Origin of the sequence: Nonomuraea sp. CA-143628, assembly GCF_050942315.1 — a bacterium.
Lineage (GTDB): Bacteria > Actinomycetota > Actinomycetes > Streptosporangiales > Streptosporangiaceae > Nonomuraea.
The window spans coordinates 11,499,909-11,516,497 of the sequence record NZ_CP192072.1; the positions used below are offsets into that span (position 1 = coordinate 11,499,909).

15 protein-coding genes are annotated in these 16,589 nt (G+C 66.0%); all 15 read left to right on the top strand.

The window, feature by feature from the left end:
- The first annotated feature begins 305 nt into the window (after positions 1-305).
- The 15 genes from ACQP2T_RS51960 to ACQP2T_RS52030 all read left to right on the top strand — a co-directional run bounded on the left by ACQP2T_RS51960 (position 306) and on the right by ACQP2T_RS52030 (position 16,432).
- Positions 306-473, top strand: a complete 168-nt coding sequence (locus ACQP2T_RS51960; protein WP_357647510.1) for a hypothetical protein — start codon at positions 306-308, stop codon at positions 471-473.
- Positions 474-495: 22 nt separating this feature from the next.
- The gene (locus ACQP2T_RS51965; RefSeq protein WP_433512197.1) at positions 496-825 is read left to right on the top strand and encodes a WhiB family transcriptional regulator; all 330 of its coding nucleotides are present in this window, start codon (positions 496-498) and stop codon (positions 823-825) included.
- Positions 825-1,208: an RRQRL motif-containing zinc-binding protein gene (locus ACQP2T_RS51970; protein WP_433512198.1), complete on the top strand. Its 384-nt coding sequence runs from the start codon at positions 825-827 to the stop codon at positions 1,206-1,208. The genes ACQP2T_RS51965 and ACQP2T_RS51970 overlap by 1 nt, the downstream gene beginning before the upstream one ends.
- Positions 1,205-2,212: a DUF2637 domain-containing protein gene (locus ACQP2T_RS51975; RefSeq protein WP_433512199.1), complete on the top strand. Its 1,008-nt coding sequence runs from the start codon at positions 1,205-1,207 to the stop codon at positions 2,210-2,212. The genes ACQP2T_RS51970 and ACQP2T_RS51975 overlap by 4 nt, the downstream gene beginning before the upstream one ends.
- A complete protein-coding gene (locus tag ACQP2T_RS51980; RefSeq protein WP_433512200.1) occupies positions 2,212-2,616 on the top strand; it encodes a hypothetical protein in 405 nt (134 codons plus the stop codon). The genes ACQP2T_RS51975 and ACQP2T_RS51980 overlap by 1 nt, the downstream gene beginning before the upstream one ends.
- Positions 2,613-4,865 carry a cell division protein FtsK gene (locus ACQP2T_RS51985; RefSeq protein ID WP_433512201.1) on the top strand — a complete coding sequence of 751 codons (2,253 nt, stop codon included), beginning with the start codon at positions 2,613-2,615 and terminating at the stop codon, positions 4,863-4,865. The genes ACQP2T_RS51980 and ACQP2T_RS51985 overlap by 4 nt, the downstream gene beginning before the upstream one ends.
- A gap of 140 nt (positions 4,866-5,005) precedes the next feature.
- Positions 5,006-5,224 carry a hypothetical protein gene (locus tag ACQP2T_RS51990; RefSeq protein WP_433512202.1) on the top strand — a complete coding sequence of 73 codons (219 nt, stop codon included), beginning with the start codon at positions 5,006-5,008 and terminating at the stop codon, positions 5,222-5,224.
- 27 nt (positions 5,225-5,251) lie between these two features.
- On the top strand, positions 5,252-5,719 hold the full coding sequence (gene ssb / locus ACQP2T_RS51995) for a single-stranded DNA-binding protein (protein WP_433512203.1): 468 nt from the start codon (positions 5,252-5,254) through the stop codon (positions 5,717-5,719).
- A gap of 291 nt (positions 5,720-6,010) precedes the next feature.
- Positions 6,011-6,937, top strand: coding sequence for a bifunctional DNA primase/polymerase (locus ACQP2T_RS52000; RefSeq protein ID WP_433512204.1), 927 nt, complete (start codon positions 6,011-6,013; stop codon positions 6,935-6,937).
- Positions 6,938-6,960: 23 nt separating this feature from the next.
- Positions 6,961-8,136 carry a DUF3631 domain-containing protein gene (locus ACQP2T_RS52005; RefSeq protein ID WP_433512205.1) on the top strand — a complete coding sequence of 392 codons (1,176 nt, stop codon included), beginning with the start codon at positions 6,961-6,963 and terminating at the stop codon, positions 8,134-8,136.
- Positions 8,137-8,311: 175 nt separating this feature from the next.
- Positions 8,312-8,506 carry a helix-turn-helix transcriptional regulator gene (locus ACQP2T_RS52010; RefSeq protein ID WP_433512206.1) on the top strand — a complete coding sequence of 65 codons (195 nt, stop codon included), beginning with the start codon at positions 8,312-8,314 and terminating at the stop codon, positions 8,504-8,506.
- Between the two features lie 11 nt (positions 8,507-8,517).
- Entirely contained in the window at positions 8,518-9,882 is a 1,365-nt protein-coding gene (locus ACQP2T_RS52015) for a tyrosine-type recombinase/integrase (RefSeq protein ID WP_433512207.1), read from the top strand.
- 477 nt (positions 9,883-10,359) lie between these two features.
- Positions 10,360-12,105: an N-6 DNA methylase gene (locus tag ACQP2T_RS52020; RefSeq protein ID WP_433512208.1), complete on the top strand. Its 1,746-nt coding sequence runs from the start codon at positions 10,360-10,362 to the stop codon at positions 12,103-12,105.
- On the top strand, positions 12,102-13,313 hold the full coding sequence (locus tag ACQP2T_RS52025; RefSeq protein ID WP_433512209.1) for a restriction endonuclease subunit S: 1,212 nt from the start codon (positions 12,102-12,104) through the stop codon (positions 13,311-13,313). Before ACQP2T_RS52020 ends, ACQP2T_RS52025 begins: the two co-directional genes overlap by 4 nt.
- Positions 13,310-16,432 (top strand): type I restriction endonuclease subunit R, encoded by a 3,123-nt coding sequence (locus ACQP2T_RS52030; protein ID WP_433512210.1) that lies wholly within the window; start codon positions 13,310-13,312, stop codon positions 16,430-16,432. Before ACQP2T_RS52025 ends, ACQP2T_RS52030 begins: the two co-directional genes overlap by 4 nt.
- Positions 16,433-16,589 lie beyond the last annotated feature (157 nt).

Here is a 16,589-nt window from a genome sequence, read left to right on the forward strand (position 1 = left end):
CCGCGCCTTCGCATCATGGCGCGGACAAGGCTTCCGCGGCTCGAACTCCACAAATTTGGTCTGGATGTTTCTCCTGGTCGAGGGCCAGATCACCCCCTAAAAGCACCCCCTGTGCATTCAGTCCCGGGGGTGATCACAGTGTTGCCGCAGCGCGCGGCGAGGAACCCTTGAGTTAGCAGGAACGAGCGAGGCGAAGCCCGCAGGAAGCCGAAACGATCGGTGCCTAGGACTTGACTCTCCGTGACTGTACATGTTCTATGTCTCTTAGAACCTGCTCGCAGGTTCTCGAACCGAGAGGGCTCAACATGCTTGTCCGTCCGCGAAAGGTGCTCCCGACCGTCCTCATGATCTGCGCCGCCCTCTACGCCCTGAAGGACCCAGAAGGCGCAGCAACCATCGTCAAGGCGGCGGCGCACCTGGTCATGAGCGCGTCCGAGTCGTTCGCGCGGTTCGTCCAGACCGTCAGCAAGTAACCGCAGGAAGAGAGACCCACCAGTGGCACACAACCCCAACCGCCCGATGCACCCGGCGCGCATGTCGCTCGCCGACGTCGAAGCGACCTGGCGTGTGGACGGCGAAACGCCGCTTCCCGAATGCACCTACGACCCCGAGCTGCACACCGGCCCGCGGCTCACGATCGAGAACACCGAGGAGCGCGCCGCCCGCGAAGCCGTCGCCCGCGAGGTCTGCGGCACCTGCCCGGCCCTGCTGTGCTGCGAGCTCTACGCACTGGAGACGCGCCCGACCTCGGGCATCTGGGCTGGCCGGACGCCCGCCGAGGTTGCCGAGCACGCCGCCGAGCTGGAAGACCTGGAGGTGGCCTGATGCCAAGCCGCATCCGCGCCCGCTTCTGGGACCCGACCGGCGACCGCTACAGCATCCCCACCTACCCGTGGAAGATGGCTCCGCCGCACCTGCGCACCCTTCGCCAGCTCACCGCCGAAGGGCTGCGCCCTGGCGGTCAGGGAGTTCAGGCCCAAGTGCTGTGGTGCTCCCGCCGCTACGGTGCCCCCGGCGTCCGCGCCGCCTACCTGTACGACGTCCGGTTCGCCCTGCCCAAGCGCACCGCGACCCTTCGCCAGCGCGTCGCCTTGTCGAAGGCGAACGCCGCCCGCCGTACCTGCCCGGTGTGCCTGACGGATGTCGGGTACGTGCTGCCGCGCCACCTTGGCACCTGCCTCGACTGTGCGGAGGAGGTAGCCGCATGAACGCCTGCACCACCGCACCGCGCCCCCTCACCGAGGGCGAGCGGACAGCCGTAGCCGTCACCGCCGCCGTCACTGGGGCGCTCGGCCTGCTCGGGTTCATCAACAGCTTCGAGCGCGTCGCACACGCCGCCGGCCTCTCGTTCGGCTGGTTCGCCTGGACGGTCCCGCTCGGCATCGACCTGGGCATCGCCGTGTTCTCGGCACTCGATATCGTGCTGGCCCGCCTCGGCATGCGGTTGAGCTGGCTCCGGTTCATCCCGTGGGCGCTGACCGGTGCGACGGTCTATCTCAACGTGGCCGCCTACCTCAGCGCACCTGGTCGTACCGACTGGTTCGCGGTCGTCGCCCACGCACTACTCCCGCTGCTGTGGGTCATCGCCATCGAGGTCGGCGCTCACGTCATCCGCAAGCGCGCCGATCTGGCCAAGCCCGATCACATGGACGGGATCCGCCGTTCACGCTGGCTGCTCGCCCCGATGGCGACCGTTGCGCTCTGGCGCCGCATGGTGCTCTGGGAGGTCTGCAGCTACCCCGAGGCCCTTGGCCGCGAGCGCGAACGCATCCTGGCCAAGACAGAGCTACAGGACCGGTACGGCCTGCTCTGGCGCTGGAAGGCCACCCGCCGCGAGCGAGCTCTGTACTACCTCGGTGAGCTCACGCCCAAGAACATCCCGATGAAAGTGGAAGCCGTACGTATCGATCAGGACAACGTCCCCCCGGCCTTGCCACCCGCGCCGCGCAAGCGCCCCACCTCCAACCGCCCCCGCGCCAAGAAGGCCACGCCGCCAATGCCGAACGTGGGCGACCTCGTCCCCCTCGGACGCCGCGTCGCCGCTGACCTCAAGGCACAAGGCGAGCCCCTGACCCGTGACCGCCTTCGAGACGCCATCCGCCGCCAAGGACAAAGCATCTCGACCGACCGCGCCGGAGCGCTCCTGTCCCACCTGAAGACGGAAGGCCCCGCGGACCAGACACCGCCCGTACGCGAAGACGAGGCCGCCTGATGACCCTGACCATCACCGACACACACATGACCTCGGACGACTGCCCGAACATGGCCGAACTTCGCGGCCGCCGCTGGAACGTCACCGGCTTCCCCGGACGAACCTTCGACCGAAACCAGGCCATCACCGCCATGCTGCTGGCCGAGCTACTGGCCCAGCGCCCGTTCCCGGAAGACCGTACCGAGTTGCTGGCCGCCGCCTGGCGCTCCGAGCTCGGCATCACTGAGGCGGACGGACCGCACACTCCGACCGCCGCCGAAGAGCCCGCAGACCGACCGGACGACCAGCGGTCCGACCGTGCATCGTCCCTGACCGCCACATGGGGCGCGGCCTCATCCGCCAAGACAACGACCGCGCCCCAGGACCCCGCGACCAGCAAGTCAAACGAGGTGCCCACATCATGACCCACCAGCACGACAATCCCAACCACGACGACGGCAAGGACCCGGACCGGTCCGCCGCCCCGGACCAGGACAACGGCAAGGACGCGGACATCGTCCACCTGGACGCCGCCCGCGCGGGACGTCAGCCGCAGAATCCCGCCGACCGGTCCGAGCAGGACAACGCGGACAGCCCCGCGAGCGTGGACGGACCGGTCCTGGAAGGCGCGGTCGTCCGCGTCGACCAACCCGGTCCGACCGCCGCCGACTGGCGGACCGCATTGGAGGCGAAGGCCCGCAGCCGACAGCCGATCGTCCCGCTGTGGCTGCGCTCCCGGAGTGAGGCGGTCGAGACCGTCAAGTGGGTCGGTCTCCACTACCTGCACGTCGCCGGATACCAGGTCTGCCGCGTGCCGCTGTACGGCGGACGGCTGACCGCCCGCGCTCCCCGCGGTCTGCTTCGGCTGGTCGGCGGAAGCCTCAAGTGGACGTTCGATCTGGAGGGCGAGCCGGTACGACTGGCTGCCGTCCAGAAGGCCGACCCGGAGGCGTACCTCAAGCTCAGCAGGCAACGAGACCGGCGCGTGCGGCTGCGGGCTCTGGTCTTCGCCGCTGCGCTGGTGACGCTGCTGATCGTGGCCATCATAGTGGCCAAGCAGCCGACCACCATGCAATGGATGGCGCTCGCGGTCGCCATCGTCACGCTTGGCATCCTCGGCAAGCCCGCCGATCGCCCGCTGATCAACCGCGCGGTCGTGCCGTCCACGGTGGAGAAGCTCACCAGCGACATCGTCATCCGCTCCCTGACCGTGCTCGGCATCGCCGGCATCAACCAGGCCATCGCCAAGAACCCGAGGGACGCCATCCGGTTCGTCGCCCCGATCACTCGGGACGGTCCCGGTTGGCGGGCGGACATCGACCTGCCGTACGGCGTGACCGTGGCCGATGTGATGGACAAACGCGACCGCATGGCCTCGGCGCTACGCCGCCCGCTGGGCTGCATCTGGCCCGAGGGCGATTCGACCATCCACGAGGGACGGCTAATTCTTTGGGTGGGGGACAAGGACCTGTCCAAGACCGTCATCAAGTCCCCGCTGCTCAAGGCCAGCTCACACGATGTCTTCAAGGGCATCCCGTTCGGCTGCGATCCGCGAGGCCGCGCCATCGTCGTACCGCTCATCGAGCAGAACATCCTGATCGGCTCCCAGCCCGGCCAGGGCAAGACCGCCTCCGTGCGGGTTCTCGCCTCCGGCGCGGCCCTCGACCCGAGCGCCGAACTGTGGATCCACGAACTCAAGGGCACCGGCGACCTCGACCCGCACGAACAGAACTGCCACCGCTACGTCTCCGGCATCGAGGATGAGGCCATCGGCTACGCCGCCGACTCACTGGCGCTGCTGCGCAAGGAGGTGATGCGCCGCGCCGCCGCCCTCAAGGCCCTGCCACCCGACCTGTGCCCGGACAAGAAGGTCACCCGGCAGATCGCCGACAAACGCTCACTGGGACTGCATCCGCTGGTCGCCATATTCGACGAATGCCAGAACCTGTTCGCCCACGCCGAGTACGGCGACAAGGCGGGCGATGACGCCGAGTTCATCATCAAGCTCGGCCGCGCCCTCGGCGTGATCCTGGTGCTGGCCACCCAGCGCCCGGACAAGGACAGCTTGCCCACCGGCATCAGCGCGAACGTCACCATCCGGTTCTGCCTGCGAGTCGCCGGCCAGCTCGAAAACGACATGATCCTTGGCACCTCCGCCTACAAGAACGGCATCCGCGCCACCGTCTTCCAGCCCAAGATGGACGCCGGTATCGGCTACCTGCTCGGCGCAACCCCGATGCCCAAGGTGGTGCGCACCGCCTACCTGGACACACCCGCCACACAGCGCATCGCCGACCGCGCCCACGCGCTACGCGCCAGCACGGGAGTCTTGAGCGGGCACGCCCTCGGCGATGCACCCGAGCAGCACGCACCCACCTTCGACCTACTCGCCGACATCCTCGCCGTGGTCCCGCCGTCCGAGGCCAAGGTATGGAACGAGGCAATCGTGGATCGCCTCGCCGAGCTGCGGCCCGACATCTACGGGGCGTGGGCGCGCCTGGAGGGCGGCGCGAAGACGGCCCAGCTCACGACGGCGCTCAAGCCGTACGGCATCAAGACCATGCAGGTCTGGGGCACGCCCGAGGGCGGCGGCAAGGGCGCGAACCGCATCGGCATCACCCGAGACGACATCGTCACCGCAGTCACTCAACGTGACAAGGGCAGGGCGTCGTAACCCAGCCGATCGCCTCTAGACCTAGAGGCAGCCCCCTCTAGGTCTAGAGGCCCTCCTAGAACCCAAAACGGTACCCGACCTGCGATCTAGCACCTAGAACCTGACCTGCGGAAACCTCGGAAACGGCCCTGGAGGCCCACATGGCCACTGTCCTTACTCTTCTAGCGGCCTGCCTACCGTCAATCACTCTCAGTTACATCATCGTCTGCCTGACCTGGCCTTGGGGCCGCTGCATCCGCTGCCGCCCCGGCGGTAAGAACCGCACCTGCCGCGCCTGCGACGGCACCGGCATGCGGCCCCGCCTCGGCTGGCAGCTCTACGTCTACATCCGCCGCCTGTACCGCGACGGCACCCACTAACCCCGGCCTCAAGGAAGGAAGCCCGCCATGTCCGGCGAGACCATCATCACGATCATCGGCAACCTGACCAACGATCCCGAACTCCGCTTCACCCAGACCGGCACGGCCGTCGCCACCTTCACCATCGCCTCAAGCCCGCGGGTCTACAACAAGCAGCTTGAGCAGTGGGAAGACGGCGAAGCCCTGTTCATGCGCTGCTCGGCCTGGCGCGACCTCGGTGAGCACATTTGCGAGTCCTTCACCCGAGGCACCCGCGTCATCGCCTCCGGACAACTCCGGATGCGCACCTATGAGACCGATGAGGGCGAACACCGCACCGTCTTCGAGATGACCGTGGACGACTTCGAGATGACCGTGGACGAGATCGGCCCATCCTTGCGCTTCGCCACCGCCAAGCCCGCCCGAGCGGCCCGCAAGGCCTCTACCAGCCACAACGGCAGCACACCCGATACATGGGCCACCACCGCCTCAACGGGCGACAAGCCACCGTTCTAGCCACGCTCACGCGCCACCGGGATACGGCCTCGGCGACCAGCCGCCAAGCACAACCGCCGAGGCCACCCACCCCGATCACGAGGAAAGGCACTGCCAGCATGACACCGACCGGCATCCGTCCCCACCGCTTCACCCGAACAACCGCACCGCGCCCACACCTGGAGGACATCAACCACCTCGGCCGAGGTCAGCTCACGCTCGACGCACATGCCGCCGCCCCATTGGACGCTCCTATCCACGTCCCTGCCGACGACTGCCGCCTCCGGTTCCCTGAGGTCAAGGAGGCGTCCAATGGGATGGCCTAACCTGACCCGCGCCGCCCTCCAGGCCGCCGCTCGTGGCTGGTATGTCTTCCCGCTTACCCCGCGCGGCAAGAAGCCGTTGCGTGGCTTCACTGACTGGGAGCGGCACGCCACCACGAACGCCGACCGGATCGCCGCCTTCTGGCCGCGCCAGCCCTACAACATCGGCATCGCCTGCGGCCCGTCCCGGCTGGTCGTGATCGATCTCGACCAGCCCAAGCCCGGCGAGCACCCGCCCGCCGGCCTCGCCCAGCATCATCCCCAGAACGGAGAGCACGTCTTCCGCCTGCTGTGCGCCGAGCATGAGCAGCCGTACCCCGGCGACACTTTCACCGTCCGCACCCGGCGCGGTGGCACCCATCTCTACTTCACCCCGCCTGAGGGTCTACGGCTACGCAACAGCGCAGGCCACAAGGGCGGCCTCGGCTGGCTGATCGACACTCGCGCCTGCGGTGGCTACGTCGTCGGCCCTAGCAGCCACGTCACCCAACCGGACGGCACCGGCTCTTACGAGATCCTTCACGACCTACCGCTCGCGCCGCTCCCGCCCTGGCTCGCCGAGGCACTCGCACCCGCCGTACCGCCTTCGATGAGCGCCGCCGATCTGCTGGCCAGCCTGCCCGATCACCGGCTGACCAAGTACGGCGAGGCCGCGCTACGCGGCGAGGTCGAACGTGTAGCCGCTGCCCAACGCGGCGAGCGCAACCGCGCGCTCAACACTGCCGCCTTCAACCTCGGCCAGCTCGTCACACGCGGCGTGCTGCCCGCCGAGGTCGTCATCACCGCCCTCCAGTCCGCCGCCGAGGCCGCGAACGGCGAAGGCGATCCGAACCCGCCTCGCGAGATCGCCGCCGTCATCGCCTCGGGATTGTTCGCAGGCATGAAAGCCCAGCCACGCCGTTGCAGGGCCGCATGAACACCACGCAAGGAGCACCAGCCATGAACGACCGCACACCCACCGGCGCCGCCCTGCTCGACCGACTACGCGCCGCGCTCACCCGCTACGTCATCCTGCCGAGCCCCGAGGCCGCCGACGCCGTCACTCTCTGGATCGCCGCCACCCACGCCCAGCCCGCATGGGCGCACGCTCCCCGCCTGGTCATCCGAGGCCCGGAGAAGCGCTGCGGTAAGTCCCGGCTGCTGGACGTGGTGGAGGCCACCTGCCATGAGCCGTTCATCACCGTCAACTCATCCAGCGCCGCCGTCTACCGCTCTATCACCGAAGACCCACCAACCATGCTCGTGGACGAGGCCGACACCATCTTCGGCCCCAAGGCCGACGGCAACGAAGACCTCCGCGGCCTGCTCAACGCCGGACACCAGCGCAACCGCCCTGCCAAACGCTACGACGCCGCCACCAACCGCGTCGAAAGCATCCCGACCTTCGCCATGGCCGCACTCGCCGGCATCGGAGCCATGCCCGACACCATCGAAGACCGCGCCGTCGTCATCCGCATGCGCCGCCGCGCCCCCGGCGAGACCGCCGCCCCATACCGCCACCGCCGCGACCGCGCTCCGCTTCGCGAGTTGGCGACCGACCTGAACCAGTGGCTTCGCGCCGACCTGTCCGCTCTGGAGGAGGCTGAGCCGAGCATGCCCGTCGAAGACCGTGCGGCCGATACCTGGGAACCCTTGGTCATCGTTGCTGACCATGCTGGGGGAGGCTGGCCTGATCGGGCCCGCGCCGCCACGTTGCAGCTCACCGCCGAGGCCGATGACAACGGCCAGACCTCGGCCCGCGTACGCCTACTGACGGCTTGCCGCACCGCCTTCGGCCCCGACACCGCCCTGCCCACCGCCGTCTTGCTGGAACGACTCAAGAGCGACCCCGAGAGCGAATGGGTCGACCACGGACCCGCCGGCCTGACCGCGATGAAGCTCGGCACGATGCTGCGCGAGTACGACATCCGCTCAGGCAACATCCGCTTCCCCAACGGCCAAGCCAAGGGCTACCAGCGCGCCGACTTCGCCGACGCCTGGGCCCGCTACTGTCCCAGCCTCGGCCCCATCCCAGACGCCGATGTCGTGCCGATCGAGAGGGACTCTCGTCCCAGCCGTCCCAGCCTCGTCACTGCAGGTCAGAGCGGGACGGCTCCGATCGCTGGGACGGCATGACCCGTCCCACCTAATCAAGCCGTCCCAGGCTTGACCTGCGGAAATGACCCTGGGACGGCTGGGACGGCTTCCCCCCGCCCAACCACCCGCGAGCACCCTCGGCGACCAGCCGCCAAGCACAACCGCCGAGGCATCACCCAGCACAGATCACGATGCCCGAAAGGCAGTGACCACCATGCCTACGCGTCCCAAGACGATGCTCTCCATCGCCGAGGTCCTCAACGAGATCGACGTCCCGAAGTCCACCTTCTACCGCTGGCTGAACACCGGCCGCGGCCCGAGGTCCCTGAAACTCCCCAACGGCAAGCGCAAGGTCCGCCGCTGCGACCTGGACGCCTGGCTCACCACCTTCGAGCAGACCGCAGCCTAGGAAGGGGCGACATGCAGACTCATGACGTCGTGATCTGGAGCATCCGCAACCGAAAGGGCCGCGCCAAGCCGTACCAGCTTCGCTGGAAGGTCGGCATGGAACCGAAGTCCAAGGCATTCCTGACCAAGGCACTCGCGGATAGCTTCCGCGCCGACCTGCTCAAGGCCGCCAAGAGGGGCGAACCCTTCGACACACTCACCGGCCTGCCCGCCTCCATGACAAAGACGGAGAAGACCGCTCTGAGCTGGTACGACTTCTGCCGGAAGTATGTGCACATGAGGTGGAAGGGTGCCGCCGCCAAGACCCGCGAAGCCATCGTAGACAGTCTCACAGTCGCCACCTTCGCCCTCCTGTCCGACGAGGCTGCCAGCCTCTCCAAGAAAGAGATCAGAGCCGCGATGCAGCGGGCCCTCATACCGCGCCAGGAAGACGAGGCGCCCCCTCCCCATCTTGATCACGCCGTTCGCCTGCTCCAAAAGGGCACCATCAACGTGAGCGACCTCGCAGACCCCATCGTGGCGCGCAAGGTCTGCGAGGAACTCACGCTCACGCGCGACGGCAAGCGCGCGGCGGCCGACACGACGGCCCGCCGCCGCCGCGGCCTCAACACCGCTCTTGAATACGCGATCGACCTCGGCGAGCTGACAGAGAACCCGCTCAAGCGCGTCAAGCAGAAGAAGGTGGCAAGGGACAAAACCGTTGACCGGCGATGCGTGGTAAACCCTGCCCAGGCCCGCGAACTCTTCGTGAGCCTCTCCTACGTCGGGAGTTGGCATCGCGGGCGAGGCCGCCGCCTCGTGGCGTTCTTCGCCACGCTCTACTTCGCTGGCCTCCGCCCCGCAGAGGCGATCGGACTCCGGGAAACAGACTGCTTTCTGCCGAAGGAAGGATGGGGACTGCTCACTCTCGAAGTCACTCGCCCGAGCAGCGGTAAGCAGTGGACCGACAGCGGGGCTGTACACGACCAGCGCGGGCTCAAGCAGCGAGAGGAGCGTGAGGTCCGGCCCGTGCCGATCCCGCCCGAGCTGGTCCGCATCCTGCGAGCGCACCTCCAAGAGTTCGGCACAGCCCCGGACGGACGGCTTTTCCGCAACGAACGTGGCGGTGTCCTCGGCGCATCAACTTACTCGCGGGCCTGGGAAGAGGCCCGCCGCTTCGCCTTGACCCCGCAACAGGCCGCCTCGCCTCTTGCCGGAAAACCCTACGACCTCCGCCACGCCGCTCTGTCCACGTGGCTGAACGCAGGCGTCGACGCGACCGTGGTAGCGGAGCGCGCCGGCAACAGCGTGGAAGTCCTCCTCAAGCGGTACGCCAGATGTCTCGACGGACGCAACAGTCAGATCAACCGCCGAATTGAGGCGGCCCTTAAGACCTGAGCAAGTTAACTCGGTACGAGATTGACCATGCCTCAAGCGGTAAGGGCGACGGAGAACGGGAGGGGCCTCCATATGCGTCTGGAGGCCCGCAGATAGCGCCTGCTTGCAGAACGGCTTGATCTTCATCCGCGAATGTGAGATCTATACGGAGCCGTCCCCTACTGATCTTTCCGTCGCCGTCGTGCTGCTCGGATCTGGGCATCGGTCGTGGTGGTCCAAAAGCGCGTTCGCGTGCGGTCTGTGCGAGGGGAAGTTCGCCGAGGCATGACCTCTCGTTGCTCGCGCTTTGTGTCGGCCCTCTCCGCTATGGTGCGGTGGGCCTTGAACTTCGCCTGGTTCTCCGCGTACGCAGGAGGCCGAGGTGCGCGAAGATGGCTTCATGACGCCCCATTAGCGGACGTGCGTTGTCATGCGGGGGTACCACTACCCCAGTGGGCCGGCGCAGCCATGCACGTTGAGCGATCTGTGAGGAGCCTTGTGAGCACGCTTGGTAGTTTTATTTGGTCGATCGCCGACCAACTTCGGGGTCCCTACCGCCCCAACCAGTACGGGAACGTGATCCTCCCCTTCACGATCCTTCGGCGCCTCGACTGCATCCTGGAGCCGGACCTCGAGACCGTCCGAGACCTGGCTGCGACTTACGAGAACCCGAACCGGCTCCGGACCGAGGTCAAGAAGAAGACTGGCCGACCGTTCTACAACACCTCGAAGTACAGCTTCGCCAACCTGCTGCAAGACGCGGACGGGCTAGAGGACAATCTCGTCGACTACGTCGACCGGTTCTCCGCCGACGTCGACGTGTTCGAGTATTTCGACTTCAAAAAGCAGATCCTCGCCCTGGAGCGGGCTGGTCTCCTGCGCGAGATCGTGAAGTCCTTCGCGGCCGTCGACCTGCACCCCGATATCGTGTCTAACGCCGACATGGGGGATGCGTTCGAGTACATCATCCGCAAGTTCAACGAGGCCGCGAACGAGACCTCTGGTGACCACTACACTCCGCGCGACGCGATCCGGCTGCTGGTCGATCTGCTCTTCGCCGAAAAGGACGTCGCTCTGACCGAGGAGGGCATCGTCCGTACACTCTACGACCCCACCGCCGGCACCGGCGGCATGCTCGCCCTGGCCGAGGAGCACCTGCTCGCACAGAACCCGGACGCCCGGCTGACTCTCTACGGCCAGGAGTACAACCCGCAGTCGTACGCGATCTGCAAGTCCGACCTGCTTGCCAAGGGCCACGACGCGTCCAACATCGCCTTCGGCAACACGCTCACCAACGACGCCTTTAAGGGCCGCCAATTCGACTTCTGCATGTCCAACCCGCCGTACGGCGTCGACTGGAAGCAGTACGCCAAGGCCGTCACCAAGGAGCGAGACGAGGCCGGCCCATACGGTCGCTTCGCGCCGGGCCTGCCGACCACCTTGGACGGCCAGATGCTGTTCCTGCTGCATCTGGCGCACAAGATGCGCGCCCCCGAGGACGGCGGCGGCCGGGCCGGGATCGTCATGAACGGCTCGCCGCTCTTCAACGGGGCCGCGGAATCCGGCCCGTCGAACATCCGCAAGTGGCTGCTGGAGAACGACCTGGTCGACGCGATCGTCGCGCTGCCGACCAACATGTTCTTCAACACCGGCATCGCCACCTACATCTGGATCCTCGACAACACCAAGCATCCCGATCGCAAAGGCCTGGTCCAGCTCATCGACGGCACCTCGTTCTGGACGAAGATGCGCAAGAACCTCGGCTCCAAGGGCCGCGAGATCAGCGACACCGACCGCGCCAAGGTTCTCCGGCTGTACGCCGACTTCACCGATGCCGACCCCGATCTCTCGAAGGTGCTGCGCAACGACGAGTTCGGCTACTGGACCATCACTGTCGAGCGCCCCCTGCTGGACGAGGACGGCAAGCCTATCGTCGACCGTAAGGGGAAGTCGAAGCCCGACTCGAAGAAGCGCGACACCGAGAACGTGCCCTTTAGCTACGGCGGCTCGACCGCCGGTGCGGCGGCCAAGGTAGAAGTCATACAAGCGTACTTCGACACCGAGGTGAAGCCCCACATACCCGATGCCTGGATCGACTGGGCCAAGGTAAAGACCGGCTATGAGATCCCCTTCACCCGCCACTTCTACAAGTACGTCTCCCCTCGTCCACTCGCCGAGATCGACGCCGACCTGGAGAAGCAGGTCGCCAAGATCCTTGACCTGCTGCGGGAGGTTGAGGGATGACCGACGCGGTCCGCCTCAAGTGGTTGCTTTCGGAGTCCGACGTCCGCGCTGGAGAGGCGGCGGAGAAACTTCCGCTTCTGTCGGTTTCGATCAGTTGGGGAGTACGACGTCGGGAGGCGTCCGACACCACGACAAGAGCCGCATCCGAGGACCTGTCCAACTACAAGGTCTGTCGAGCGGGCAACCTGGTCATCAACCGGATGCGCGCATTCCAGGGTGCTCTTGGCATCGCTGGCGAGGACGGGATCGTCAGCCCGGACTATGCGGTGCTGCAGGTGGCTCCGGAGGTGGACGCTCGCTGGCTGAACTACTTCCTGACGAGCGAGGCGACCGTGGCGGCCATGTCCAGTCTGGTTCGTGGAATCGGTGGAACCGAGGCCGGGAACGTCAGGACACCTCGGCTCAACATCAGTGATCTACTGTCAATGACCGCGCCTCTCGAACCAGTAACACAGCAGCGCGCCATCGCCGACTACCTCGACCGCGAGACCGCCCGTATCGACATGCTCATCGAGGAGCAGCAGCGTCTGATCGGGATGCTCCGCGAGCGACGGTGGGCTGTGGTTGAGCGAGGGGTCGCTCTCCTCGACTGGAGCACTCCGTTTAAGGCAGTTGCTGTGTTGATTCAAACGGGACCGTTCGGCAGCCAGTTGAAGTCGGATGAGTATGAGGACGGCGGGATGCCGGTCATCAATCCATCGCACCTCGTGGCCGGTGAGATCGTGCCTGATTCACGGATTGCGATCAGCTTCGATAAGGCAAGGGAACTTGCACGGCACGCTCTTAAGGAAGGCGACTTGATCGCGGCACGGCGCGGTGAACTTGGGCGTTGTGCTGTCGTCCGTGCTTCCTCGTCAGGCTTCCTGTGCGGCACCGGCTCGGCGCTCATTCGACTCAACGTGGACGTTATTGATCCGGCCTTTGCCGCGATTGTGTTCAGCAGCAGGCGTAACCGTGATGCCCTCGCGTTGGCCTCTGTCGGATCGACGATGGACAACCTGAACTCGGACATCATCGGGTCGCTTCGCGTCCCGGTTCCAGCGCTTGATGAGCAGTGCCGACTCGTGGCGCAATTGAACGAGGCTACTGCGAAAATCGACTCGCTCATTGTTGAGACCGAGCGGTTCATCGAACTGTCACGCGAGCGTCGGTCCGCGCTGATCACCGCTGCGGTAACAGGTCAGATTGACGTACGAGAGGCCACATGATGGCTGACCACAACGAGCTCGTCTTCGAGACCGAGATCTGCGAGTACCTCGCGGCCCATGGCTGGCTGTACTCGGCGAACGACACCGGCTACGACCGTGAGCGGGCGCTGTTCCCCGAGGATCTGTTCGCCTGGCTGGAGGCGACCCAGAAGCCAGCGTACGAGAAGGCGTTGAAGGCGGCAGGGTCGCAGGCGAAGTTCCTCGACGTGCTGACCACGGCGCTCGACAAGCCGCTGGAGCATGGCGGTGGGATGCTGAGTATCCTGCGGAGCGGGGTGCAGTACATTGGCGGTGGCCGGTTGAAGATGGCCCAGTTCCGGCCCGAGACGACGCTGAACGCGACAACGAACGCCGAGTATGCGGCGATGCGCGTGCGGGTGATGCGGCAGGTGCACTTCTCGACCGCTGACCAGCGCAGCATCGACCTAGTGTTCTTCGTCAACGGGCTCCCGGTCGCGACGGTGGAGCTGAAGACCGACTTCACCCAGTCGCTGAACGAGGCGATCCAGCAGTACCAGAAAGGCCGCAAGCCGCTGACCAACGGTCGGCCGGAGCCGCTGCTGTCGTTCGGGCATCGGGCGTTGGTGCACTTCGCGGTCTCCAACGACCTGGCTGCGATGACGACCCGGCTGGAGGGCGATACGACGCACTTCCTGCCGTTCGACACCGGCTTCGACGACGGTGCCGGGAACCCGCCCGGTGCGGATGGGAGGTCGGCGACGGCGTACCTGTGGGAGCGGGTCTGGGAGAAGCATGCCTGGCTCAACATCATCGGTCGGCTGATGATCGTGGAGACCAAGGAGGAGTGGGACGTCGCGACCGGCACGTCGGTGCGTCGTACGAGCATGTTGTTCCCCCGGTTCCACCAGTGGGAGGCGGTCACGAACATCGTGGCCGCCGTGGCGGAGGAGGGTGTCGGCCGGCGTTACCTGATCGAGCACTCCGCGGGGTCGGGGAAGACGAACACGATTGCCTGGACGGCGCACCGTCTCGCTCGACTGCACGTCGATGACGAGAAGGTCTTCGACTCGGTCATCGTGGTCGTCGACCGCACGGTGCTCGACGGGCAGATTCAGGACGCGATCCGGCAGATCGACGGCAGCGGGAAGATCGTCGCGACGATCAGCCCCGAGGACGTGCGTAAGGCCGGTGCGAAGTCGAAGTCCGGCCTGCTGGCCCAGGCGCTGAAGAACGGCGAGTTGATCATCGCGGTGACGGTGCAGACCTTCCCGTACGCCCTCGATGAGATCCGGGCCGACTTCGGTCTGAAGGGCAAGCGGTTTGCCGTCATCGCCGACGAGGCGCACTCCTCGCAGTCGGGGCAGATCTCCTCGAAGCTGAGAAAGGTCCTGACCGCCGAGGAGATAAAGGAGATCGAGGACGGCGGCCCGGTCGACGTCGAGGCGGTCCTGGCGTCGGAGATGGCCGAGCGGGCCGAGTCGGAGAACATCTCCTACTTCGCCTTTACCGCAACGCCGAAGAACAAGACCCTGGAGCTGTTCGGCCGCAAGGGGCCGGACGGTAAGCCGCACGAGTTCCACCTGTACTCGATGAAGCAGGCAATCGAGGAGGGCTACATCCTCGACGTGCTCAAGGGCTATCAGTCCTACGACACCGCGTTGAAGATCGCCGGCAAGGCCGAGAGCGGCGACGGTGGCGAGGTCGAGGAGTCGGCTGCGCGCAAGGGGCTGATGCGCTGGGTGCAGCTGCACCCGACCAACATCAGCCAGAAGGTGCAGATCATCGTCGAGCACTTCCACGCCAACGTCGCCCATCTGCTGGAGGGCAAGGCGAAGGCGATGATCGTCACCGACTCGCGCAAGGCCGCGGTGAAGTACAGGAAAGCGATCGACGTCTACATCGCCAAGCGGGCTGCCGAGGACGCGTCATACAACTACCGGGCTTTAGTCGCGTTCTCTGGGTCGGTGTCGATGACCGAGAACGACGAGTGGAGCCAGGATTGGGGGCCAACGCCGTCGAAGGATGACGAGTTCACCGAGGCCAAGATGAACCCCGGAGCGGGCGCCGATCTGGCTGCTGCGTTCAAGGGCGACACGTACAAGATCATGCTGGTCGCCAACAAATTCCAGACCGGCTTCGACCAGCCGCTGCTCTCGGCGATGTACGTCGACAAGAAGCTCTCCGGGGTCACCGCCGTGCAGACGCTCTCCCGGCTCAACCGAACCCACCGCACCGCCGGCGGGGAGCAGAAGGCCAAGACGTTCATCATCGACTTCGTCAACAAGCCCGACGACATCAGGGCCGCCTTCGAGCCGTACTTCACCAACGCCACTCTGGAGACCGAGACCGACCCGTACGTCGTCGTACACCTTGCGAACAAGCTTGCCCAGGCGGGGATCTACACCGAGGAGCAGGTTCGCCAGGTCGCCGAGCTGTGGGTCACTCGCAAGGGCAACAACGCGCTCTCGGCGGCAATCAGCCCAGCCCAGCATGACTTCCGGCGTCGTTACGGGGCAGCGATCGAGGCCGAGGACAAGGTCACGCTCAACACGCTCGATCTCTTCCGCAAGGACGTCTCCACTTACGTGCGGCTCTATGACTTCATGAGCCAGATCGTCGACTACGGCGACCCGTATATGGAGATGCTCTCGATCTTCCTCCGGCTTCTGGAGAAGGTCATCGCCGAATCCTCGTGGAGCGCCGACGTCGACCTTTCAGACGTGGTACTGGTCGGCGTGAAGCACAACAAGGCAATCGCGGTCGACATCTCGCTGACCGGAGACGGCGAGCTGAAAGGGATCAGCGCAGCAGGCACCGGCACCAAGAAGGAGCCGAAGTACGTCGCGCTCCAGGTCGTCATCGACAAGATGAACGACCTCTTCGGTGCCGAGTCATTCGCCGAGTCCCAGATCCGGGAGTTCGTGCAGGGGCTCGTGCAGCGACTGCTCGCCGACCCGAACTTGGTCCAGCAAACCCGGGTGAACTCGAAGAAGCAGTTCATGGAGTCGCAGGACTTCCAATCCGCCGTCACCGAGGTTGTCGCCGACAACCAGGAGGCGCACAACACCATGGCTGACTACTTCTTCACCGACGGGCCTGCGATCAAAGGAATCATCGTGGCGCTCGCCGACGCGTTCTACGAGGCCGCGATCGAATAGGTCGGCCCTACTCAGGATCTTGAGGCATCACAGTTCCTCTCTAGTGTCTCGTAAGGACCTGCAGATGGCCACGTAGCATGATCGGCCGGGGCTGAAAGACGAAACCCGGATCGCCGATCGCCCCCAGCCCGGACGGCGCTCAACCACCACATGGCGA

Bases quoted from the DNA above. Each gene is read 5' to 3' on its own strand.
- ACQP2T_RS52000 (WP_433512204.1), top strand. From the start codon at position 6,011: ATGGGATGGCCTAACCTGACCCGCGCCGCCCTCCAGGCCGCCGCTCGT.
- ACQP2T_RS52005 (WP_433512205.1), top strand. From the start codon at position 6,961: ATGAACGACCGCACACCCACCGGCGCCGCCCTGCTCGACCGACTACGC.
- ACQP2T_RS51975 (WP_433512199.1), top strand. From the start codon at position 1,205: ATGAACGCCTGCACCACCGCACCGCGCCCCCTCACCGAGGGCGAGCGG.
- ACQP2T_RS51970 (WP_433512198.1), top strand. From the start codon at position 825: ATGCCAAGCCGCATCCGCGCCCGCTTCTGGGACCCGACCGGCGACCGC.
- ACQP2T_RS52010 (WP_433512206.1), top strand. From the start codon at position 8,312: ATGCCTACGCGTCCCAAGACGATGCTCTCCATCGCCGAGGTCCTCAAC.
- ACQP2T_RS52015 (WP_433512207.1), top strand. From the start codon at position 8,518: ATGCAGACTCATGACGTCGTGATCTGGAGCATCCGCAACCGAAAGGGC.
- ACQP2T_RS51985 (WP_433512201.1), top strand. From the start codon at position 2,613: ATGACCCACCAGCACGACAATCCCAACCACGACGACGGCAAGGACCCG.
- ACQP2T_RS51990 (WP_433512202.1), top strand. From the start codon at position 5,006: ATGGCCACTGTCCTTACTCTTCTAGCGGCCTGCCTACCGTCAATCACT.
- ACQP2T_RS51960 (WP_357647510.1), top strand. From the start codon at position 306: ATGCTTGTCCGTCCGCGAAAGGTGCTCCCGACCGTCCTCATGATCTGC.
- ACQP2T_RS51980 (WP_433512200.1), top strand. From the start codon at position 2,212: ATGACCCTGACCATCACCGACACACACATGACCTCGGACGACTGCCCG.
- ACQP2T_RS52025 (WP_433512209.1), top strand. From the start codon at position 12,102: ATGACCGACGCGGTCCGCCTCAAGTGGTTGCTTTCGGAGTCCGACGTC.
- ACQP2T_RS52030 (WP_433512210.1), top strand. From the start codon at position 13,310: ATGATGGCTGACCACAACGAGCTCGTCTTCGAGACCGAGATCTGCGAG.
- ssb (WP_433512203.1), top strand. From the start codon at position 5,252: ATGTCCGGCGAGACCATCATCACGATCATCGGCAACCTGACCAACGAT.